Annotated in this window: 22 protein-coding genes; 11 read left to right on the top strand and 11 right to left on the bottom strand. The window is 65.7% G+C overall.

The features are described 5' to 3' along the window. Positions 1-4 precede the first annotated feature (4 nt). Positions 5-1297, top strand: coding sequence for an AI-2E family transporter (locus FBX97_RS03360; RefSeq protein WP_141828816.1), 1293 nt, complete (start codon positions 5-7; stop codon positions 1295-1297). 15 nt (positions 1298-1312) lie between these two features. Here FBX97_RS03360 and FBX97_RS03365 read toward each other — a convergent pair whose 3' ends face one another. From FBX97_RS03365 to FBX97_RS03375, 3 genes are all read right to left on the bottom strand, one after another. Then, a complete protein-coding gene (locus FBX97_RS03365; RefSeq protein ID WP_141828817.1) occupies positions 1313-2233 on the bottom strand; it encodes a prolipoprotein diacylglyceryl transferase in 921 nt (306 codons plus the stop codon). Between the two features lie 80 nt (positions 2234-2313). After that, complete coding sequence (locus FBX97_RS03370) at positions 2314-3333, bottom strand: YihY/virulence factor BrkB family protein (protein ID WP_141828818.1); 1020 nt, start codon at positions 3331-3333, stop codon at positions 2314-2316. Positions 3334-3430: 97 nt separating this feature from the next. Continuing rightward, positions 3431-4462 (bottom strand): OmpA family protein, encoded by a 1032-nt coding sequence (locus FBX97_RS03375; RefSeq protein WP_370457132.1) that lies wholly within the window; start codon positions 4460-4462, stop codon positions 3431-3433. A 602-nt stretch (positions 4463-5064) separates the two neighbouring features. Here FBX97_RS03375 and FBX97_RS03380 point away from each other — a divergent pair. From FBX97_RS03380 to phbB, 5 genes are all read left to right on the top strand, one after another. Continuing rightward, positions 5065-5673, top strand: coding sequence for a winged helix-turn-helix domain-containing protein (locus FBX97_RS03380; RefSeq protein WP_141828820.1), 609 nt, complete (start codon positions 5065-5067; stop codon positions 5671-5673). A 157-nt stretch (positions 5674-5830) separates the two neighbouring features. Further along, on the top strand, positions 5831-6637 hold the full coding sequence (locus tag FBX97_RS03385; RefSeq protein WP_141828821.1) for a glutathione peroxidase: 807 nt from the start codon (positions 5831-5833) through the stop codon (positions 6635-6637). Then, a complete protein-coding gene (locus tag FBX97_RS03390; protein WP_370457133.1) occupies positions 6634-7506 on the top strand; it encodes a zinc-dependent peptidase in 873 nt (290 codons plus the stop codon). The genes FBX97_RS03385 and FBX97_RS03390 overlap by 4 nt, the downstream gene beginning before the upstream one ends. Before the next feature lie 138 nt (positions 7507-7644). Beyond that, positions 7645-8199 (top strand): glycine zipper domain-containing protein, encoded by a 555-nt coding sequence (locus tag FBX97_RS03395; RefSeq protein ID WP_141828822.1) that lies wholly within the window; start codon positions 7645-7647, stop codon positions 8197-8199. Between the two features lie 190 nt (positions 8200-8389). Beyond that, on the top strand, positions 8390-9133 hold the full coding sequence (gene phbB / locus FBX97_RS03400) for an acetoacetyl-CoA reductase (protein WP_141828823.1): 744 nt from the start codon (positions 8390-8392) through the stop codon (positions 9131-9133). A 78-nt stretch (positions 9134-9211) separates the two neighbouring features. Here phbB and FBX97_RS03405 read toward each other — a convergent pair whose 3' ends face one another. The 7 genes from FBX97_RS03405 to FBX97_RS03435 all read right to left on the bottom strand — a co-directional run bounded on the left by FBX97_RS03405 (position 9212) and on the right by FBX97_RS03435 (position 15391). Continuing rightward, a complete protein-coding gene (locus tag FBX97_RS03405; protein WP_141828824.1) occupies positions 9212-9568 on the bottom strand; it encodes a TraR/DksA family transcriptional regulator in 357 nt (118 codons plus the stop codon). Between the two features lie 96 nt (positions 9569-9664). Continuing rightward, on the bottom strand, positions 9665-10240 hold the full coding sequence (locus FBX97_RS03410; protein WP_185748452.1) for a hypothetical protein: 576 nt from the start codon (positions 10238-10240) through the stop codon (positions 9665-9667). 24 nt (positions 10241-10264) lie between these two features. After that, on the bottom strand, positions 10265-11131 hold the full coding sequence (locus FBX97_RS03415; protein WP_141828825.1) for a hypothetical protein: 867 nt from the start codon (positions 11129-11131) through the stop codon (positions 10265-10267). A gap of 85 nt (positions 11132-11216) precedes the next feature. Beyond that, complete coding sequence (otnI, locus tag FBX97_RS03420) at positions 11217-11993, bottom strand: 2-oxo-tetronate isomerase (RefSeq protein ID WP_141828826.1); 777 nt, start codon at positions 11991-11993, stop codon at positions 11217-11219. Between the two features lie 81 nt (positions 11994-12074). After that, positions 12075-12512 carry a MarR family winged helix-turn-helix transcriptional regulator gene (locus FBX97_RS03425; protein ID WP_185748453.1) on the bottom strand — a complete coding sequence of 146 codons (438 nt, stop codon included), beginning with the start codon at positions 12510-12512 and terminating at the stop codon, positions 12075-12077. 287 nt (positions 12513-12799) lie between these two features. Next, positions 12800-14269, bottom strand: coding sequence for a DEAD/DEAH box helicase (locus FBX97_RS03430; RefSeq protein ID WP_141828827.1), 1470 nt, complete (start codon positions 14267-14269; stop codon positions 12800-12802). A 342-nt stretch (positions 14270-14611) separates the two neighbouring features. Continuing rightward, positions 14612-15391, bottom strand: a complete 780-nt coding sequence (locus FBX97_RS03435; protein WP_141830834.1) for an inositol monophosphatase family protein — start codon at positions 15389-15391, stop codon at positions 14612-14614. A 25-nt stretch (positions 15392-15416) separates the two neighbouring features. On the opposite strand from FBX97_RS03435, the gene FBX97_RS29465 reads away from it, so the two are divergent. From FBX97_RS29465 to FBX97_RS03455, 5 genes are read left to right on the top strand one after another with little or no spacing between them, the layout of a single operon-like run. Next, positions 15417-15563 (top strand): hypothetical protein, encoded by a 147-nt coding sequence (locus tag FBX97_RS29465; protein ID WP_185748454.1) that lies wholly within the window; start codon positions 15417-15419, stop codon positions 15561-15563. A gap of 11 nt (positions 15564-15574) precedes the next feature. Continuing rightward, positions 15575-16333 carry an RNA methyltransferase gene (locus FBX97_RS03440; RefSeq protein WP_141828828.1) on the top strand — a complete coding sequence of 253 codons (759 nt, stop codon included), beginning with the start codon at positions 15575-15577 and terminating at the stop codon, positions 16331-16333. Positions 16334-16366: 33 nt separating this feature from the next. Then, positions 16367-17317: an alpha/beta fold hydrolase gene (locus FBX97_RS03445; RefSeq protein ID WP_141828829.1), complete on the top strand. Its 951-nt coding sequence runs from the start codon at positions 16367-16369 to the stop codon at positions 17315-17317. Between the two features lie 35 nt (positions 17318-17352). Then, positions 17353-18054 (top strand): TetR/AcrR family transcriptional regulator, encoded by a 702-nt coding sequence (locus tag FBX97_RS03450; protein WP_141828830.1) that lies wholly within the window; start codon positions 17353-17355, stop codon positions 18052-18054. Between the two features lie 9 nt (positions 18055-18063). Beyond that, positions 18064-18618, top strand: coding sequence for a TIGR00730 family Rossman fold protein (locus FBX97_RS03455; RefSeq protein WP_141828831.1), 555 nt, complete (start codon positions 18064-18066; stop codon positions 18616-18618). 33 nt (positions 18619-18651) lie between these two features. Here the strand turns inward: FBX97_RS03455 and FBX97_RS03460 are convergent, their stop codons facing one another. Then, positions 18652-19761, bottom strand: a complete 1110-nt coding sequence (locus FBX97_RS03460; protein ID WP_141828832.1) for a diguanylate cyclase — start codon at positions 19759-19761, stop codon at positions 18652-18654. Position 19762 lies beyond the last annotated feature (1 nt).

A 19762-nucleotide genomic window follows, 5' to 3' on the forward strand; every position in this document is an offset into this window, starting at 1 on the left:
ACATATGCAGCTCGCCAAACCAGGCCCGGCATCCTCCGGGGCAACCGAGCCGGCGGACCCGGCGACGCCCGCCGCGGAACCCGAGCCGGAGGCGGCTGCACGCGCCGCCGGCCTGTTGTCGCCGGCCGGCGCTCCCACCGGCGAAGCGCTGGGCGCCCAGCATGGCGGCCTGCGCCTGCCGATGCACGTCAATGCACGCGGGCTGTCGCTCGGCATCATCGCCACGGTGGCCTTCGTCTACGCCCTGCAATGGGCCAAGAATTTCTTCGTGCCGCTGTTGCTCGGCATTTTCATCGCTTACACGCTCAGTCCGGTCGTGCGGTGGCTCGAGCGCTGGCACATCAAGCGCGCCATCGGCGCCACCCTGGTCACCGGCCTGATCCTGGCCGGCATGGCGCTCACCGTGCAGCGCGTACAGGGCGAAATATTCAATATCGTCGACGAACTGCCGGCCCTGACGCACAAGGTGACCAAGCTGATCACCCAAGCCTCGGACGGCACCCCGTCGACCATCCAGCAGATGCAGGCCGCGGCGGCCGAGATCGAGCAGGCGGCGTCGAACTCCGGCGCCGATGCGCGCCGTGCGGCACAGCAGCGGCGCGCGGTAGCAGCTGCCGCCCAGCAGGCGGCCAGTGCCGGTTCCAGCAATTTCCGCATCATGGACTGGCTGCTGGCCGGTTCGGTCGGCCTTGCCAGCTTCCTTTCGCAGGCGACCATGGTGATCTTCCTGGTGTTCTTCCTTCTGCTGGCCGGTAACACCTTCAAGCGCAAGCTGGTCAAGCTGACCGGCCCCTCGCTGACCAAGAAAAAAGTTACTGTGCACATCCTCGAGGACATCAACACCTCGATCCAGAACTACATGTTCATGCTGCTGGTCACCAACGTGCTGCTGGCGCTGTTCATGTGGGTGGCGCTACGCCTGATCGGTCTGGAGAATGCCGGCGCCTGGGCCATCTTTGCCGGCGTCGCCCACGTGATGCCGTATTTTGGCCCGCTGCTGATCACCACCGCCACCGGGCTGGTTGCCTTCCTGCAGTTCGAGTCGCTGCGCATGGTGATCCTGGTGGCGGGCGCCTCGATGGCGATCGCAACCCTGGTCGGCATGGTGGTTGCCACCTGGATGACCGGCAAGATCGCCAAGATGAACCCGGCGGCCGTCTTTGTCAGCCTGCTGTTCTGGGGCTGGCTATGGGGCATGTGGGGCCTGCTGCTCGGTGTGCCTATGGTCATGGTGATCAAGGTCGTCGCCGAGCGCGTGGAAGGGATGGAAGTGGTGGCGGAGCTGCTCGGCGAATAGCGCCTGCATCCACCGTCAGGTCGGCGTGCCGCCGAATGCACAGGGGAGGGCGCGCCGTCCCAGCAAGCTCATGCCGACCGCGCCCATGGCGATGAACAGCACGGCAATGAATTCGGCCTGGGCGAAATGCACGCCGTAGAACGCGAACCTGACGTTGACCCGGATCTGCTCGATGGACAGGCGCTCGATGCCCGCCAGCAGCAGATAGGCCGAGAACAGCCAGCCAGCCCCGAACGGATGCCGGCGCAGCGCCCACAGCACGCCAAAGCAGGCCAGAGCCATGGCCGATTCGTAGATCGGCGTCGGATACACGCCGGGTGCGGCGATCAGCTCGCCGTAGATGTTGTTGTCGTAGGTTTGCGCCCATAGCCAGGTCGGCAGCCATGACGGCTTCAAGGCCATGTCGGCCGCGGTGCCCCAGTCGCCGTCGCCGGCAATCTGGCAGCCCAGCCGGCCGATCGCGTAGCCGAGCATCAGCGCCGGCGCAATGGCGTCGAGAAACGGCCGTACGGGAATGCGCCAGCGCTTCAGCAAGACCAGTCCCGCCAGCGCACCGACGATCAGGCCGCCGAATACGCTCAGTCCCGAGCGGCTGAAGATCATCGCCAGCGGATCGCGCCAGAACAGGTCGCCGTTTTCCAGGATATGAAACAGGCGCGCGCCGCCGATACCTGCGAACAGCACGACCATCGTGAAGTCGCCGACCAGCGTGTGCGGGGCAAGTTCGACCGCGGTGCGCCGTCCCTGTGCGTCTTTCGCGAAGCGCCTGGCCATACCGACGCGCCCCTCGGCGTGCAGCCGGCGCATTTCGCGGCGCAGGCAGGCCGCGGCAGTCAATGCCGCCAGTGCAACCAGGATGCCGAAGGTGGCGAAGGGCAGCGGCAGGCGCAACCCGGTCAGGAAATAGACGACATCGCTCAGGTAGGGAAATGACATGGTTTTCCTCCGTTGGATAAAAAAAACTCCGCGAAGGTGGCGGTCACCGTTCGCGGAGTGCTTGCCGTCAGGTCTTGCGGTCAGTGCGTGTGGCTGACTGCCACGCCGAGCCGCCGGTCCTGGCCGCTGTTGCTGCGGCGGTCGCGCGAACCCGGGCTGCGGCGTTCGCGGATGCGGCGTTCCGGGCGGCCGTCGGGCAGGGTGGCCATCGCCGCGGACGTGTGCCGTTCTTTCTTGCTCAGGCTGCCCATCTGGATCGCGTACTGGCGTGCGAATTCTGCGCCGAGGAAGAAGATCTGTGCTGAGTAATATACCCACAACAGCAACGCAATCAGCGAGCCGGCCGCGCCGAAGCTGTCGGTCGTGCCGCTGTTACCGATATACAGGCCAATCCCGAATTTTCCCAGCGTAAACATGATGGCGGTGCCAAGCGCGCCGATGGTCACGTCGTGCCACGACAGGTGGATGCGCGGCAGCAGCTTGTAGATGGCGCCGAACATGGTGGCGATGACGAGGAAGCCGAATGCCCATGCCACCCAGCCGAGGATGACGGTGGTGGAGTGCCAGATCCCGCCCAGGTATTTTTCGACCAGGGTCAGTGCGGCGGAAACGACGAGCGAGGTCATCAGGAGCAGGCCAAGCGTCAGGATCAGGCCGAAGGAGAGCAGGCGCGTGCGCACCGTGTCCCACCAGCTGGCGTCCTTGGGCGGCGGCACGCCCCAGATTTCATCCAGGCTGTCCTTCAATTCCGAAAAGGCGCTGGTCGCGCCGACTACCAGCAGGACGGAGGCAATGATGGTCGCGAACAGGCCGCTGTCCTTGTTTTGCGCGCCGGCCAGGATCGCCTGGATGGTGGTGGCCCCTTGCGGGCCGACCAGGCCGCGCAATTCGTTGAGTAACTGCCCTTGAGCAGCTTCACGACCGTAAAAAAAGCCGGCCACGGCGATCACCAGCACCAGGATCGGTGCCAGCGAGAACAGCGAATAGAAGGCCAGGGCTGCCCCCTTGCTGGCCGCGCGATGGTCTATCCACTCCGTGATGGCGCAGCGCATCACATGGATGAGCTTGCGCGTGTACGGTATAAAGTTTTTTACTTCCATAGCGCATCTCCAAAAGACGAACGCGCCCGAAGGCGCGTTCTCGGGCCTACGCCCACTCGACTGGCGCCCGGAGGGCGCCGTCAATTCAAGCCAGCAATTACTGCACGCGGCGTTCGATGGTGATCTGCTCGACTTCCACGCGGCGGTTCGGTGCCAGGCAGGCGATCAGGTCCGACTTCTTCTTCTGCTTGCAATCGGTCACGATCGGGTTGGCTTCGCCTTTGCCCGAAGCGCGCAGACGGTTGCCGTCGATGCCCTTGGCGACCAGGTAGTCACGCACGGCGTTGGCGCGTTTCTCCGACAGCTTCTGGTTGTACTTGGTCGAACCCAGACGGTCGGTGTAGCCGGTGATGTCGACGTTGCTGATCGAGGTGTCGGCCTGCAGGGCAGCGGCGATCTCGTCCAGTTGCGGTGCCGGGGTGATCACGGTGGCGCTGTCAAAACCGAAGGTCTTGTTGGCGTCCAGGGTGACTTTCTCGAAGCGTGCCGGCGGCGGCGGCGGCGGAGCGACCGGTTCCGGTTGCGCGACCGGTGCCGGGGCCTCGACGACCGGGGTCGGAGCAGCGGCAGGGACCGGCTGCGGTGCCGGGCTCAGGGCGTAGTTCAGGCTGACCGAAGCGTACTTGGTCAGGGACTTGTTGAAGCCGTACTTGTCGTCGTCACGCAGGTTCGATTTCACAGCGCGCACGTCGGCTTGCAGCGAGAAGCGGTCGTTGATGCCGACCTGGAAGCCCAGGCCTGCAGTCGCGTATGGCGACCAGCCCGAAGCGCGGCGCAGCGGGGTGCTCATGTGGTCACGCTGACCACCGACGCCCAGCAGCAGGAACGGGCGGAAGTTCTGGCGCGACAGCATCAGCAGGGAGTCGATACCCACCAGGGTCTGGCGGTAGTCGTTGCCGTTATCCTTGGCACGGGCGTGGGTTGCGCCGATCTGGATGTCCCACAGCGGGTGCACAGGCTTACCGAATTTCAACCCGCCGCCCCAGTCCTTGTCATCGACGCCGAAATCCGCGTCCGGCTTGATACCGACGACGGTCGGTGCAATGTACCACGACGGATTGATGACTTCTTGTGCCAGCGTGGAACCGGCCGAGCAGAGGATGGCGGCAGCCAGAGCGATCTTCTTCATGTTATTCACAGGTAACTCCCATAAGTTGTAAAGGTACTGACATCGCATGTCTTGCAGTGATGTTGATGTCAAGCTTACAAGTCGTTCCTCGTTGAGGTCCGTGCGCTAGCGCACCTAGGAACGGCTGGTGTGGAAATTTTACAACGTGAGCGGTTACAAACTGTCGAGTGTGTGTTTCCGAATGTTACGAAATTAAGTGGTTTTGTACATATTTGCAGCCAGATATTGCTCCACATGTAAGCAATCTGCCTATATAGAGACTGCATATGCATGCAAGATGTCATAAAACCGACATGTTTGCGGCTTTCACAATTTTTTTTGAGGACCAACAAAATATGTGGGCCGCATGTTGTTTTCTTGTCGTTTCAATCGTGCGGCACCGTGCGCGTTGCGTGTTCGTGCATAGTGGATGGCGTTAGCTCAGCCATTTCCTACTCGTTCGGAATTTTCCGGCAATGTTGGATGGCGCACAGACCAGACGTGATGACACAGGCAATCTTGTATCCAGTTAAGCGGAACCGCCGTGTTGTCATAAGGTCATAAGACAGACGATGGGCCCGCAGCCTCACCAGAACACTGTCTTTTATACGGAGCAAACCAATATGCATGCAGCGACTCACCACAATGCGGTGCAAGGCGATCTCAACGCAGTGCACACGTCCAGCAACTCTGCACTGATCGAACGTGTCCCGCCTCAACCGACCGAACGCTCCCCGATTTCGCTGGCGCCGATCGAACGTGTGCGGTCGACCTCGGCCACCCAGCGCCGTATCGAGAACATGCAGAAGCTGATTGGCGAGCTGCAAACCCATGAAATGCTGGCCGACGAAATCGCCTGGTTCCTGAAATTCTCGCCGTCGGGCGCCCGCAAATACATCCGCGACCTGCGCGAAGCCGGCGTGATCGAACTGGCGCGCTACATCGAAGGCACCGCCACCTACCTGGGCAAGGCCGTGTACCGCATTTCGCCGGATCCGGACCGCGTCAAGACCTTCCTGGGCGCGATCTGCCAGCCGAAACGCGAAGGCGCTTCGCCACGCAAGGAACGGCCGGGCCTGCGCGAGCAGAGCATGGCCGGCACCGGCCGCCACTTCCACATCCTGGCCGACGACACCCATTACGCGATCCGCGTGAACCGCAGCCCGGTCACCCGTGACCCGCTGGTCGCCGCACTGTTCGGCCCGGCTCCTGGCCAGACCGTCGCCAAATAAGCTTGACCCGCAGGAGCGCCATGCGCTCCTGACTGCAGTTCTCCCATAAGCGCCATCCTGCTTCGTGCAGGGTGGCGTTTTTTTTTCATTGAAAACCTGGCAATGGCGCTCATATGCAGGCGAACGCGGCATCTTGTCCGCCTACCCAGGAGAGAAAATGTTACCGACTGCCGCCTCATTGCAAGGAAAACCTGTTCCACAAGTTACGTTCAAGACGCGCAGCGGCGGCAAGGCGCGCGATATCGGCAGCGACGAGCTGTTCAAGGGCAAGACGGTGGTCGTGTTCGCGCTGCCGGGCGCCTATACGCCGACCTGTTCCTCGGCCCACCTGCCGCGCTATAACGAGCTGGCGCAAGTCATGCGCCGCCACGGCATCGACGATATCATCTGCATCTCGGTCAACGACGCCTTCGTGATGGACGAGTGGCGGCGTGGGCAGGAAGCGGAGCACATCACCATGATCCCCGACGGCAATGGCGAATTCACCGCCGGCATGGGCATGCTGGTCGACAAGCGCGCACTCGGCCTGGGGCAGCGTTCCTGGCGCTATTCGATGCTGGTGCGCGACGGCATCGTCGACACCATGTTCATCGAGGCCCAGGACGAGAACGATCCGGAAGCCGATCCGTTCGAGGTGTCCGACGCCGACACCATGCTGCGCCACATCGCGCCCGACGCCGAGGCGCCGGAACCGGTGGTGATGTTTTCCAAGCCGGGCTGCCCGTTCTGCGCGCGGGCCAAGGCAGTGCTGAAGGCGCGCGGCATCGCCTTCACCGACATCTCCCAGGACAGCAAGATCACCACCAGCGTGCTGCGCGCCGTGTCCGGCGGGACTACCTGGCCCCAGGTGTTCGAGGGCGGACGCCTGATCGGCGGCGCGGACGAGGTGGCGGCCCATTTCGGGCCGGCGCCGGTGGTGCAGCCCGAGGCCGATGCCGCAGCCGGCGCCGCCGGCGGGGCATGATGGAAGACGCACTGGTTCCCGCGCTGCTGGCCCTGGTATTGCTGGGGGCCTGGCTGACGCCGCGCTGGCGCCTGCGGCGGGCGCTGGCGCGTCCGCTCACGCCGGCCCAGCTCGCCATCATCGAGCGCAACGTGGCGCAATACCGCGGCATGCCGGCGGCCCGGCGCAGCGAACTGCAGGATCTGGTCAAGCGCTTCCTGCACCACAAGACCTTCGTCGGCTGCGCCGGACTCGAGGTCACCGAGGAGATGCGGGTGACGATCGCGGCCCAGGCTTGCCTGCTGCTGCTGGGGCGGCCCGGCAAGGTGTATCCCGGCCTGCACTCGGTGCTGGTGTATCCGGGCGCCTTCCTTGTGCCGCGCAACGAAGTCGACGCTGCCGGCGTGGTCACCGAGACGCGCCAGGACCTGCTGGGCGAATCCTGGGGCGACGGCCGCGTGATCCTGTCGTGGGAACACGTGCGCCGCGCCGGCCACGAGGCCGAGGGCACGCACAACGTGGTGCTGCACGAGTTCGCGCACCAGCTCGACAGCGAATCCGGCAGCACCAACGGCGCACCCTTCCTCGGCAGCGCCGAACGCTACCGCAGCTGGTCGGAAACGCTGGGGCGCGACTTCGCGCTGCTGCGGCGCGATACCGCCTGGGGCTACCGCGACGTGCTCGACCCCTACGGCGCGACCAACCCGGCCGAATTCTTTGCCGTGGCCACCGAAACCTTTTTCGAGTTGCCGCATGCGCTCGCAACACGCCATCCCGAGCTGTATGCCGAGTTCCAGGCCTACTTCCGGGTCGATCCGCGCGAGTGGATCGCGGCGCCACCGCGTCCGGAACCGGAGCCCTGGGGCGTGGTCTATGGACAATGGCAATAGCATCGGCGTGACCCGAAGCACGCCGGCCTTGGCGGCACAGGCTGCGTGCGTTCGCGTACAGAACAGTCGAGCTGGTACGCGCATGCTGGGCGTGTCCGCGCGCCGACTGTGGCGTGCACCACCGTCGACGGAGGAACCATGTCCACCATCATCGCAGGTCATTTCCAGCTCCAGGATGAGGTCGAGACCGCGCGCCGTGCGCTGGTCGATGCCGGCTTCGCCAGCGAGCGCATCAGCGGTTTCTACCTGAGTCAGCCGGGCCAGCACGACATGACGCCGATCGGCGGCGACCACCTGCACTCGCCGGGCGCCAAGGAATCGCCCGAAGGCGTGGTGCAGGGCGCCGGCGCCGGCGCTGCCGTGGGAGCGGTGGCCGGTGCCGCCACGTCGCCGATCACCGGTCCGCTCGGCCCCGTGGTCGGCGGCCTGGTCGGCGCCCACGTCGGCTCCCTGTTCAGCTTTTCGAAGATGAAGGATGCCGGCGAAAAAGAAGAGGGCGGCCGCGCGCCGGTCGAGAACCGTCCGGCCGGGATGCTGGTCGCGGTGGCCTTCGACGATGCGGGCCGGGAACAGGATGCGGTCGCACTGCTGCGCCGCCTGGGCGCCCACCACATCGAGCGCGCGCAGGGGAATATCGTGGATGGCGACTGGGCCGATTTCGATCCGTCGAGCATTCCAGATATCATCCGCTGAGCATCGCTGCCGATCTCTTGAAGATTCGCTGAATCAATTTATTTTGCTATCTGCTCACGCCACGCCTGGCAAGCGGGCTTATCCTATTGTCGGTTTGATCCTGATCAAAGTCTGACGCTGATGCCGTCCTAGACTCGTCGTTTCATGCCGCGCATCCAGCGCGGCTGACACGATAAAACAGGAGACGATCATGGACAATCGGGTGGCGTTGGTGACCGGAGGAATGGGCGGGTTGGGCACGGCCATCTGCCGGCGGCTGCATGCGGATGGCTTTCGGGTCGCCACGACTTTTTCGCCCGGCAATACGACGCCGGATGCCTGGCTGTCGGCCCAGCGCGACGAAGGCTACCGTTTTTCCGCCTACAAGGTCGACGTCGGCGACTACGCCGATTGCGAATGGATGGTGCAGAAGCTGCTGGCCGAGCTGGGACGCCTGGACGTGCTGGTGAATAACGCCGGCATCACGCGCGACCGCAGCCTGCGCAAGATGGACCACGAAGACTGGCAGGCCGTGCTGCGCGCCAACCTCGACAGCGTCTTCAACATGAGCAAGCAGGCGATCGAGCCGATGATGGCGCAGCGCTGGGGCCGCATCGTGAATATTTCGTCGGTCAATGGCCAGCAGGGCGCCTTCGGCCAATGCAATTACTCCGCCGCCAAGGCTGCGATGCACGGTTTCACCAAGGCGCTGGCACTCGAGATGGCGCGCCACGGCGTCACCGTCAACACGGTCTCGCCCGGCTACCTGCGCACCAGAATGGTCGAGGCGGTGCCGGCCGAGGTCATGAGCGGCAAGATCCTGCCGCAGATCCCGATGGGGCGGCTGGGCGAACCGGACGAGGTGGCAGCGTTGATTGCTTACCTGGTGTCCGAGGAAGCCGGCTTCATGACCGGGGCCAACCTGGCGATCAATGGTGGGCAGCACATGTACTAATATAAAGAGGGCCTGAGAGAGCTTTCATGGCAAGGAGGGTAGACGCAGCAACGCAGCCATGGAGGCTGTACCAGGCGCTCAGCGCTTTTCGGCGCGCGTCTGGCAGGCGATGCACAGGCGCGCTTCGGGCCGCGCCAGCAGGCGCGACACGCCGATCGGCTGGCCGCATTCCTCGCACATGCCGTAGCTGCCGTCGTCGAATTTGGCCAGCGCATGGCGCAGCACCTGCACCTGGGCGGTGTGCTGGCCGGCCGCCTCCAGCGTCAGGTCGTTGAGCAGGCGCGCGGTGGCGCGGTCGAGCGGCGACGCTTCCACCTCCGACACCGGCAGGCCGCTTTCGCGCGCCGCCGGTTCCTCGACCCGCACCAGCGCATCCAGGCGCTGCGCCAGCATCGAGCGCAGCAGGCCGAGCTGCTCCTCGGTCAACGTGTCCATGATGATGCCTCCCGGCGCTGGTCCCATTGCGCGACCAGTGTAGCGCACCGCGCGACGCGGCCCAAGCGCCATGCGAAGCGCGAGGGCCGGCCGGTTTCAGGCGTCGGAGGTGGGGGCGGCGGCGTCTGCCGCCGGCTTTGCCGATGCGGCAGGATTGTGGAGGGCGATCGTGTCGAGCTGGAGCTTGAGGGCGCCGACCGCGGCCAGGATCGGCATGGCCTGGCCGGTGGCGGCCGCCGCGGCCAGGCCGAGCAGGCGCGCGACCAGCGTGATGCCGTCGCTGATGCGCGTGATCTGCTGGATTTTGGCGGCGGCGTCGATCGTGAGCTGCACCAGCTTCTGCTGCGACTGGCCCAGCGACGACACGATGCAGGCGGCGGCATCGGCATACAGGCGGTTGGCGCGCTGGCGCAGCTCGATCTCGGCGTCGAGCAGGGCGCGCGCCACCGCCTGCTCGCCCTCGGGTACCTCGCCGCCGTTGTGGCGCCGGATGTCGGCCATCACGCGCGCGTGGATGCTGTCGGCGCAGGCGGACAGCCTGTCTGCCAGCTCCTCGACCTGTTTCGCGGTGGCCAGCGCCTCGGCCGGCGCCGGCGGCTTCGGTGCGGGTGAAGCGGCGGGGCTTGCAGCGGCCGCGGTGCCGGGCTGGTGGGGGTTGGATTCGTTTGCCATGCTATCTCCTTGCCTCATGGGTACTCAATCCGACAGCGCATCGCGCAGCGCCACCAGGTCGCGGCCGTAGGCGGCCAGCAGCTTGCGCATCTCATCGCTCGTCAGGTTGTTCAGATTCTCGCGCATGCGCTGGTGGCCCTGGGCGACCTTGGTCAAGCCCTGCAGTGCCAGGTCGTAGCGCTTGTCGACCAGCTTGTATTCGGTGGCCTTGTTCAGGTAGTGCACCTTGGCCAGCGTCACCAGCATGCGGTCCTGGTTCTTGGCCGAGAACGGGATCTCGACGTCGAAGATGCCGAGCACGGTCTTCTTCTCGTTCTCGTTGGTCTTGGCGTACAGCCGGGTGAGGGTGATCATCGCTTCCAGCAGCGCTTGCACATCGGCATCGCCGTCGCGGACCATGGTCGCCACGCTGCGGTTCTGGTAGCCGGACGCGATCACGCGCGTCAGCAGGCGCGTCAGGCCGGTGTAGGCGGCGATATGGCGCCCCTGCAAGCCGGACTCGGCATTGGCCTTGAGGCCGGTGCCGAGGTCGTCGAGTTGGGTCGAGAGGTCGTAGCGCGCTTCGCCGGCGAGCAGGCTCAGCGTCTGCATGTAGAGCACCAGGCTTTTCTGGATGCTGACGAAATCGTCGTAGACGGCACGCCGGCGCGCATCGTTTTCCCTGGCGATGCGGTCGGCGGCCGGCGACAGGTAGGGTTGTTCGCGCTGGTAGGTGTCGCGGTAGCGGCGCGACAGTTCGCCGTAGCCGCCGATGCGGGCCGAGGCATCGGCGAACTGGCGCACCTCGTACAGGCTGACCGGGCCGCTGGTGGGAGTGGCGCAACTGGCCAGCAGCAGGCTGGCGGCCAGGGCGAGGAAAAGGGGAAGCGAGAGGAAGCGGCGCAGGTTCATGGGTCCTTTCTGGACGGCAAAAGGCCGTGCCCGAAACGTCCCATTCTTCCAAAAGTTTTACTTGGAGATATTGCCCGCTATCAAGTCATCGCGCCATGTCGCGCCATGCCAGGCCGGCGAGGGTATCGCCCTGCGGAATGTATTCGCAGCCGACCCAGCCGTCGTAGCCGATCTCGTCGAGCACCCGGAACAGGTAGGGGAAATTGATCTCGCCCGTGCCCGGCTCGTGGCGGCCCGGGACATCGGCCAGCTGGATATGGCGGATCAGCGGCAGGCGTTCGCGCAGGGTGTTGGCGAGTTCGCCTTCCATGCGCTGCATGTGATAGATGTCGTACTGCAGGAACAGGTTGTCGACGCCGGCATCGCGGATCACCTCGGCCGCCTGGGCGGTGCCGGTCAGGAAGTAGCCGGGGATGTCGCGGTTGTTGATCGGCTCGATCAGGACTTCGATGCCGTGCTCTGCCATCTTGGCGGCGGCGAAGCGCAGGTTGTCGACGAAGGTGGCGTGGGCACGTTCCGGCGCCACCGCCGGGTGCAGCCGGCCGGACAGGCAGTGCAGGCGCTTGACGCCGAGGTCGGGCGCATATTCGAGCGCCAGCTCGACGCTGTCCTGGAACTCGTTGATGCGGCGCGGATCGCAGGCGAAGCCGCGCTCGCCCGCGGCCCAGTCGCCGGCCGGAAAGTTGAACAGCGCCAGGTCCAGGCTGTAGCGTTGCAGGCGGCCGGCGATCTGTTCCGGTTCGAAGGCGTAGGGAAACAGGAATTCGACCGCGTCGAAGCCGGCCGCGCGCGCGGCGGCAAAGCGGTCGAGGAAACCGAGCTCGTTGAACATCAGGCTCAGATTGGCGGCGAAGCGTGGCATGACAGGGCTTTCTCGGGTTGGACAGCCCGCCATGCTAAACGATCCGGCGCAACTTAGCCCACGAGATCGGCCTCGTCGTTATTACTGCGACACGCCGGCCAGCTGGGCCATCAGCGACGAGGCCGCCTCGATCTGGTCGCGCCCCGGACCGCCGAGGGCATTGCGGCTGACGTTGTCGACCACGACGGTCGCATTGATCACCAGTTCGCTGCCGGTCGGCGTGATCAGCGCATAGCCGACGCGGGCGTCGCGCGGATCGCTCTGGCGCGTGACCAGGCCGATCTTTTCCAGCGGCAGCAACGAGCGGGTGACACCGGAGGCGGTCAGCCCCAGCTTGTCGGCCAGGTCGACCCGGCGCAGGCGCCCGCCGGGGGCGCGGTGCAGTTGCAGCAGCAGCTGGTAGTCGGAAAAGCTGATGCCGTGGTGGCTGCCGAGCGCGCTGTCGAGGCGGCGCGACAGGGTGGCCCAGGCGCGCGAGAGGCGCAGGCAGAATTCGGTGGTCATGGTGTCGCTGGACATGGCAGGCTCCTTTTGTGGATTGGTACTTGATCTGTCAAGTATAGGTATGGTTTTAATTATATACAAGTACTTGAGTGATCAAATATATTGCTGTGTGGCGGCGGTTGAAATGCACCGGCGGTATAAGCACCGACCAATAAAAAAGTCGTCCCTGCGAAGGCCGGGACCCAAGTTGCACGCATATCGTCAGTGCTTGCAGAACTTGGGTCCCCGCCTGCGCGGGGACGACGTGCTTGGGCTGACTACGATAAACGCTGTCTGTCAGCGCTTATCGCCACGCCAGAAAATCAACGCTCGCCGCTACCCGAACGTGCCGACGCCGGACGCGGACCGCGGTTCTGCGGACGGCCGCCATTGCCGCCGCCGCCATTACCGCCACGGTTGCCAGGCTGGCCGCCACGGCCGCCGCCGCCGTTGCCGGCCGGGCTGCCGCTGCGCCCGCCCGACGGGGTGCCGGCCGCGCTACGCGGCTTGCCGCCGCCGTTGCCCGCACCGTTACCGCCGCCATGTGCACGGCCGCCGCCGTTGCCGCCCGGACGGCCGCCACGGCCGGTGTGGCCGGGCGCGCCGCTGCGCAGCTGGATCGGCTGTGCCTTGGCGGTCGGATCCGGCTCGAAGCCCGGGATCACTTCACGCGGCAGGGTCTGCTTGATCAGCTTTTCGATGTCCTTGAGCATCTGGTGCTCGTCGACGCAGACCAGCGACACGGCTTCGCCGGTGGCGCCGGCGCGGCCGGTACGGCCGATGCGGTGGACGTAGTCTTCCGGCACGTTCGGCAGGTCATAGTTGACCACGTGCGGCAACTGGTCGATGTCGATGCCGCGCGCCGCGATGTCGGTGGCGATCAGCGCCGTCAGGCTGCCGTCCTTGAACTCGGCCAGCGCCTTGGTGCGCGCCGACTGGCTCTTGTTGCCGTGGATCGCCATCGCGCCGATGCCGTCCTTGGCGAGCTGTTCGACCAGCTTGTTGGCGCCGTGCTTGGTGCGGGTGAACACCAGCACCTGCTTCCAGTCGTTGGTCTTGATCAGGTGCGCCAGCATCGGGTGCTTCTTGTCGCGGTCGACCGGGTGGATGGTCTGGGCGATCACTTCCACGGTCGAGTTGCGGCGGGCCACTTCGATCAGTGCCGGGTTGTCCAGCAGCTTGTCGGCCAGGGCCTTGATCTCGTCCGAGAAGGTGGCCGAGAACAGCAGGTTCTGGCGCTTCGGCGGCAGCACCGCCAGCACTTTCTTGATGTCGTGGATGAAGCCCATGTCGAGCATGCGGTCGGCTTCGTCCAGCACCAGGATCTCGACCTTGTCGAGCTTGACGGTGCCCTGGCCGACGTGGTCGAGCAGGCGGCCCGGGGTGGCGACCAGGATGTCGACGCCGTTCGCCAGCAGCTTGATCTGCGGGTGGATGCCGACGCCGCCGAAGATCACGGCCGAGTTCAGGTTGGTGTACTTGGCGTAGGTGCGGATGTTTTCCTCGACCTGGGCCGCCAGTTCGCGGGTCGGGGCCAGTACCAGCGCGCGGATCGCGCGCTTGCTGGTTTTATTGGTCAGGGCCGCGCCCACCTTGTCGGTCGACAGGCGGTGCAGCACGGGCAGCGTGAAGCCGGCGGTCTTGCCGGTGCCGGTCTGTGCGCCGGCGAGCAGGTCGCCGCCCTTGATGACGGCGGGGATGGCCTGGGCCTGGATCGGCGTCGGCGCGGTATAGCCTGCTTCAGTGACGGCACGCACGATGGCGTCGGTAAGACCGAGAGTATTGAATGACATAGTTTTCTGGTAGGGATCGGCGCGTCGCCCGTTGTTGACCTGGACGCCAGTCCAGCCGATCGGATTACACAAGCAGGGCGGCCGGTACTGGTGCCGGGACGCCGAGACGCGGCTCAACGAAGCCACGTAGCATTATATTTTAAAAATGTTTCGCTATGGAAATTTAGCGCAGCCCGTGCCGATCAGGGCAGGGCCGGTGGAAGCGGGAGGCGCGGCACCTCATGGGGGCCGGAAGCGACGGGGCTGGGCAGCGGTCACGCACGCATCAGCGCGTGCAGACCGCCACCGGATAATCCAGACTTACACAGACTCTATTTTACGCGAAAGACCGGATGTGCGTTTTCAGGCGAACGGTTTCAGCAGGGCCACCATGTTGGCGAACACCTTCGGGCCGGCGGCGATGACGTCGCCCTTGTTCAGGTATTCGGATTCGCCGCTGAACTCGCCGACGATGCCGCCCGCCTCGGTCACCAGCAGCGAACCGGCGGCGATGTCCCAGATCTTCAGGCCCTTTTCGTAGAAGCCGTCGAGGCGGCCGGCGGCCACGTTGGCCAGTTCCAGCGCGGCCGAACCGCTCGAGCGCACGCCGTGGCAGCGCGAGGCGACCACTTCGTACATGCGCAGGTACTCGGCTAGCGCGCGCGGGTCGGCGCCGTGGCCGGAACCGATCAGGGCCTTGTTGATGCGGTCCGGATTGCGCACGCGGATGCGCTTTTCGTTGAGGTAGGCGCCGGCGCCCTTGGTGGCGGTGAACAGGTCGTTGCGGACCGGGTCGTAGACCACGGCATTGGTGATCACGCCGCGCTGCTGCAGCGCGATCGAGATGCAGAAGTTCGGGTAGCCGTGGATGAAGTTGGTGGTGCCGTCGATCGGATCGATGATCCAGACGTATTCGCTCTCGTCGTTCAGGTTGCCGGACGCGCCCGATTCTTCGCCGAGGATGGCGTGGTCGGGGTAGGCCTTCAGCAGGGTTTCCACGATCGCCTGTTCCGATGCCTGGTCGATATCGGTGACGAAATCGTTATGGTTTTTTTCGCTGATCGTGATGCGATCGAGGTCAAACGAAGCGCGGTTGATGACGGTGGCGGCGCGGCGGGCGGCCTTGACGGCCGTGTTGAGCATGGGGTGCATAGGGCTTCCGTGAAAAATGCTGACGCCCGCCGCACACAAAGGCGCAGCAAACGTAACGAACGATGAGAATGACAAAGAGCAAAGCGGTGCCGAAACCGTTAAAATCGCGAGCCGGATCGACAAGACCCTGGCCCGATTTCAACTGCTCGTCACCGCGCGATAGCGCTATTTTAAATGAACCCGACCGAAACTGACACATCTCTTTTCCGACGCCTGCGCTTCGTGCTGGTGGAAACCAGCCGCGCGGGCAACGTCGGCTCGGTGGCGCGCGCCATGAAGACCATGGGCTTTTCCGACCTGGTGCTGGTGACGCCGCGCTGCGCCGACCCGTTGCAGGATGCGGAAGCGGTCGCCTTCGCCAGCGGCGCCATCGACGTGCTGGAAGGGGCGCGTATCGTCGGCAGCGTGGCCGAGGCCCTGGAAGGATGCAATTTCGCGGCGGCGGTGTCGGCGCGCCTGCGTGAGTTCTCGCCGCCGGTGTGGTCGCCGCGCGATTTTTCCAGCCATGTCGCCGACGGGACCGAACTGCGCCCGGCGCTGATCCTCGGCAACGAGCGCTTCGGCTTGCCGAACGAGATCGTCGAAGGCTGCAACGTGCTGATCAACATCCCGGCGAATCCGGCGTATTCGTCGCTCAACCTGTCGCAGGCGGCCCAGGTGCTGGCCTACGAATGCCGCCTGGCGGCACAAGGCGAGAATCGCACCCAGACCGGCGTCGGCTTCCACGGCGAAGCGGCCAGCCTGGCCCAGGTCGAAGGCATGTACGCCCACCTCGAAGAAGCGCTGGTGGCGATCGGCTTCCTCGATCCCGCCAACCCGAAAAAGCTGATGCCGCGCCTGAAGCGCCTGTTCGCCCGTACCGGCCTCGAAACCGAAGAAGTCAACATCCTGCGCGGCATCGCCCGCCACATGCAGGGACGGCGCGAACCCTGATCCGGGGTCGGAGCACAACGTCAGGAGATGCCGATGAGCGTGCGCTGGATGACCCGGACCTTGCTGCTGGTGCAGGCTGCAGCGGCGCTGGGAATCGGCTGGAGCCTGCAGCGCTGGGGCGGTTTCCCGACCGGATGGGCCGCCGTCGCCGCGATCGGGGCGGTGGTGGCAGTGCGTCTGCTGATTAACATGAACAATTTCTTGCTGGCGGCCTGGTTTGCCAGTCCGACCCCGGCCGCATTCCGGCTCGGTCCGGTAGCGCGCCTGCGCCTGCTGGCCGAAGAGTTCTGCGCCAGCATGCTGACGACCTCGTGGCGCATGCCGCGCGCCGTGGCCGGCATGCGCATCCATGCGGACAGCGTCAAGGTGCCCGTGCTGCTGGTGCACGGCTACGGCTGCAACAGCGGCTACTGGGCACGCCTGCTGCCGCTGCTGGATGCAGAACGCATCAGCCACGCCACGGTCGACCTGGCGCCGATCGGCGGCGACATCGACGCCTACGCGGGCCAGGTCGAGCGGGCGGTCGAGCAATTGTGCGCTGCCAGCGGCCAACGCCAGCTGGCCATCGTCGGCCACAGCATGGGCGGGCTGGTGGCGCGCGCCTGGATGCGCGCCTGCGGCACGGCGCGGGTGGCGCGCGTCATCACGCTCGGCACGCCGCACCACGGCACCGCGCTGGCCGGCTTCGGTCCCGGCGCCAACGCCAGGCAGATGCGCTGGTCGCGGGCACACGGCGCCTCGGCCTGGCTGCAGCGCCTCGGCGCCGGCGAAGGCCCGGCCACGCGCGCGCTGCTCACTTCGCTCTACAGCCACCACGACAACATCGTCGCCCCGCAGCTGTCCAGCGTGCTGCCGGGGGCGCGCCACGTCGCATTCGGCGGCGTCGGCCATGTGGCGCTGGGCAGCAACCGGCGCGTGCTGGCCGAGGTCATGCGCGAGTTGAGTGCACTGAATGTCGCGGTGGCCCGGTTGCGCGTGCAATGATATGCTTGCGACTGAATCCAACCATGCCGCCTTCCATGCAACAAAAAGCCCCACGCCGAACGCGCGAACGCATCCTCGAGCTGTCGCTGCGGCTGTTCAACGAGTTCGGCGAGCCGAACATCACGACCACCGTGATCGCCGAAGAGATGAACATCTCGCCGGGAAACCTGTATTACCACTTCCGTAACAAGGACGACATCGTCAATTCGATCTTTGCCCAGTTCGAGGCCGAGATCGAGCGCATCCTGACCGTGCCGGCCGGGCGCCGCTCGAACATGCAGGACGTCTGGTTCTACCTGCACCACATGTTCGAGCTGATCTGGCGCTACCGCTTCTTCTACCGCGACCTGAACGACCTGCTGTCGCGCAACCGCAAGCTGGAACTGCAGTTCAAGGCGATCCTGGCCCACAAGATCAAGGTCGCGCGCCAGCTGTGCGAAGACCTGCGCAGCGAAGGTTCGCTGGAAGCCGGCGACGCCGAGATCGGCGCCATGGCCACCAACATGGTGGTGGTGGCGACCTATTGGCTCTCCTACGAATACGTGCGCAACCCGAGAAAATACAGCGAGCAGCAGGCGATCGCCGATGCCCTGGCGCGCGGCTGCTACCAGGTGCTGTCGATGGTCGGCCCCTACCTGCGCGGCGAGACCCGCGCGCTGTTCCAGCGCCTGTCCGACGATTACCTCAAGAAGCTGCCGCCGGAAGCCACCCAGGCCGACGCCGCCACGCCCAACTAGAAAGACTCCATGAAATCCATCGCCGTCTACTGCGGCGCCTCTCCCGGCGCCGATCCTGTCTATGCCGACGCCGCGCGCAGCCTGGCGCGGGTACTGGTCGAACACAATATCGCGCTGGTCTACGGCGGCGGCAAGGTCGGCCTGATGGGCGTGATCGCCGACGAAGTGCTGCGCCTCGGCGGCGAAGCCACCGGCGTCATTCCGAAGGCGCTGGTCGAGCGCGAAGTCGGCCACGCCGGGTTGACGCGCCTGTTCGTGGTCAAGGACATGCACGAGCGCAAGGCCATGATGTCGGATCTGGCCGACGGCTTCATCGCCATGCCAGGCGGGATGGGCACGCTGGAAGAACTGTTCGAAATGGTGACCTGGGCCCAGCTCGGCATCCACGCCAAGCCGATCGGCCTGCTGAACGTCGCCGGCTTCTATGACGGCCTGGCGACCTTCGTCGAGCACATGGTGGGGCAGGGCTTCGTGCGCCCGGCCCACGCCGAGCTGCTGACGCTGGACGCCAGCCCGGATGCGCTGGTGCAGCGCCTGATGCAGCGCCCGGCGCCGGCCAACTGAGCCGGCAATTCAGCCGGTAATTCAGCCCGTAGTTCACCCAACCAGCACGCGGTCGCGCCCCGACGACTTGGCCCGGTACAGCGCCTTGTCCGCGCGGTTGATCGTATCCGTGAACGGCTCGCCGCCGCTGCGCAAGCCGATGCCGCCGGAAAAGGCGATGCGCAGCCCGTCCAGGCCGGGCACGGCCAGCGCCGCGACGCCGGCACGCAGGCGCTCCAGCAGCGCCTGCGCCTGCTCGATGCCGGTGTCGGGCAGCATCAGCAGGAATTCTTCGCCGCCCCAGCGCGCCACCAGGTCGCCGTCGCGCAGGCCGGCGCGCAGCGCGGCCGCGAAGCTGCGCAGCACGGCGTCGCCGGCGGCATGGCCGTGGCGGTCGTTGATCTGCTTGAAGTGGTCGATGTCGAGCAGGGCGATGCAGGTGCTGCCGGCGCCTGCGGCAGACTGGCGGCGTTCCTCGGCCGCCAGCACCTCGTTCATGTGGCGGCGGTTGGCCAGCGCAGTCAGTTCGTCGACGGTGGCCAGCGTGCGGATGGTGTCGAGCGCCGCCGCCAGTTCCTCGCGCTGGCGCGTCAGGCGTGCGCGCAGCTTGGTCATTTCGCCGGTGAGGAAAGTCACCGCCAGCGAGCAGGCCGCCATGATCGCGAAGGTCACGCCTTCCACCGCCGGCGGATAATGCAGCGGGTCGTGGGCCTGGTGCCACCACATGGTGGCGCCCATGCCCGACAGGCCGGCGAAGGCCAGCGCCAGGGTCTGGCGCGGGCGCAGCGCGAAGGTGCAGAACACCACCACCACCATCAGGCCCATCAGCGTGGCGCCGCGCAGCGGGCCGGCGATCGAATACGCCCACATGTTGCAACCGATGCCGAACAGGCCCTGCGCCGCGGCCAGCGTGGTGGGCTTCAGGCCGAGCACGCGGCTGGCGCGCACCAGCAGGTAGAAGGCGGCGATGCCGCAGCCGGTGTACACGGCCAGCGCATCGACCGCCTGCGATGCGGCGGCGATACCCTGGTTGTAGAACAGGAAAAGGAAGAAGCCATACAGCACGGCCGTCGCCGCCCAGTACTGCAGCATCCGGTGCAGCTTGGGATCCGCCCCGAACAGCAGGCGCGCAATCGTGAAGCGGGTCGCTGTCGTGGGGCGCATG

The organism is Herbaspirillum sp. SJZ107 (assembly GCF_006715485.1).
In the GTDB taxonomy this organism is placed as follows: Bacteria; Pseudomonadota; Gammaproteobacteria; order Burkholderiales; family Burkholderiaceae_D; genus Telluria.

What these genes read in the sequence shown, in the direction of transcription:
- FBX97_RS03455 (WP_141828831.1), top strand. Translation starts at nt 18,064, where the DNA reads ATGAAATCCATCGCCGTCTACTGCGGCGCCTCTCCCGGCGCCGATCCT.
- FBX97_RS03445 (WP_141828829.1), top strand. Translation starts at nt 16,367, where the DNA reads ATGAGCGTGCGCTGGATGACCCGGACCTTGCTGCTGGTGCAGGCTGCA.
- FBX97_RS03440 (WP_141828828.1), top strand. Translation starts at nt 15,575, where the DNA reads ATGAACCCGACCGAAACTGACACATCTCTTTTCCGACGCCTGCGCTTC.
- FBX97_RS03435 (WP_141830834.1), bottom strand. Translation starts at nt 15,391, where the DNA reads ATGCTCAACACGGCCGTCAAGGCCGCCCGCCGCGCCGCCACCGTCATC.
- FBX97_RS03450 (WP_141828830.1), top strand. Translation starts at nt 17,353, where the DNA reads ATGCAACAAAAAGCCCCACGCCGAACGCGCGAACGCATCCTCGAGCTG.
- FBX97_RS03375 (WP_370457132.1), bottom strand. Translation starts at nt 4,462, where the DNA reads ATGAAGAAGATCGCTCTGGCTGCCGCCATCCTCTGCTCGGCCGGTTCC.
- FBX97_RS03430 (WP_141828827.1), bottom strand. Translation starts at nt 14,269, where the DNA reads ATGTCATTCAATACTCTCGGTCTTACCGACGCCATCGTGCGTGCCGTC.
- FBX97_RS03425 (WP_185748453.1), bottom strand. Translation starts at nt 12,512, where the DNA reads ATGTCCAGCGACACCATGACCACCGAATTCTGCCTGCGCCTCTCGCGC.
- FBX97_RS03385 (WP_141828821.1), top strand. Translation starts at nt 5,831, where the DNA reads ATGTTACCGACTGCCGCCTCATTGCAAGGAAAACCTGTTCCACAAGTT.
- FBX97_RS03410 (WP_185748452.1), bottom strand. Translation starts at nt 10,240, where the DNA reads ATGGCAAACGAATCCAACCCCCACCAGCCCGGCACCGCGGCCGCTGCA.
- FBX97_RS03415 (WP_141828825.1), bottom strand. Translation starts at nt 11,131, where the DNA reads ATGAACCTGCGCCGCTTCCTCTCGCTTCCCCTTTTCCTCGCCCTGGCC.
- FBX97_RS03380 (WP_141828820.1), top strand. Translation starts at nt 5,065, where the DNA reads ATGCATGCAGCGACTCACCACAATGCGGTGCAAGGCGATCTCAACGCA.
- phbB (WP_141828823.1), top strand. Translation starts at nt 8,390, where the DNA reads ATGGACAATCGGGTGGCGTTGGTGACCGGAGGAATGGGCGGGTTGGGC.
- FBX97_RS03365 (WP_141828817.1), bottom strand. Translation starts at nt 2,233, where the DNA reads ATGTCATTTCCCTACCTGAGCGATGTCGTCTATTTCCTGACCGGGTTG.
- FBX97_RS03360 (WP_141828816.1), top strand. Translation starts at nt 5, where the DNA reads ATGCAGCTCGCCAAACCAGGCCCGGCATCCTCCGGGGCAACCGAGCCG.
- FBX97_RS03395 (WP_141828822.1), top strand. Translation starts at nt 7,645, where the DNA reads ATGTCCACCATCATCGCAGGTCATTTCCAGCTCCAGGATGAGGTCGAG.
- FBX97_RS03405 (WP_141828824.1), bottom strand. Translation starts at nt 9,568, where the DNA reads ATGGACACGTTGACCGAGGAGCAGCTCGGCCTGCTGCGCTCGATGCTG.
- FBX97_RS03460 (WP_141828832.1), bottom strand. Translation starts at nt 19,761, where the DNA reads ATGCGCCCCACGACAGCGACCCGCTTCACGATTGCGCGCCTGCTGTTC.
- otnI (WP_141828826.1), bottom strand. Translation starts at nt 11,993, where the DNA reads ATGCCACGCTTCGCCGCCAATCTGAGCCTGATGTTCAACGAGCTCGGT.
- FBX97_RS03390 (WP_370457133.1), top strand. Translation starts at nt 6,634, where the DNA reads ATGATGGAAGACGCACTGGTTCCCGCGCTGCTGGCCCTGGTATTGCTG.
- FBX97_RS03370 (WP_141828818.1), bottom strand. Translation starts at nt 3,333, where the DNA reads ATGGAAGTAAAAAACTTTATACCGTACACGCGCAAGCTCATCCATGTG.
- FBX97_RS29465 (WP_185748454.1), top strand. Translation starts at nt 15,417, where the DNA reads ATGCTGACGCCCGCCGCACACAAAGGCGCAGCAAACGTAACGAACGAT.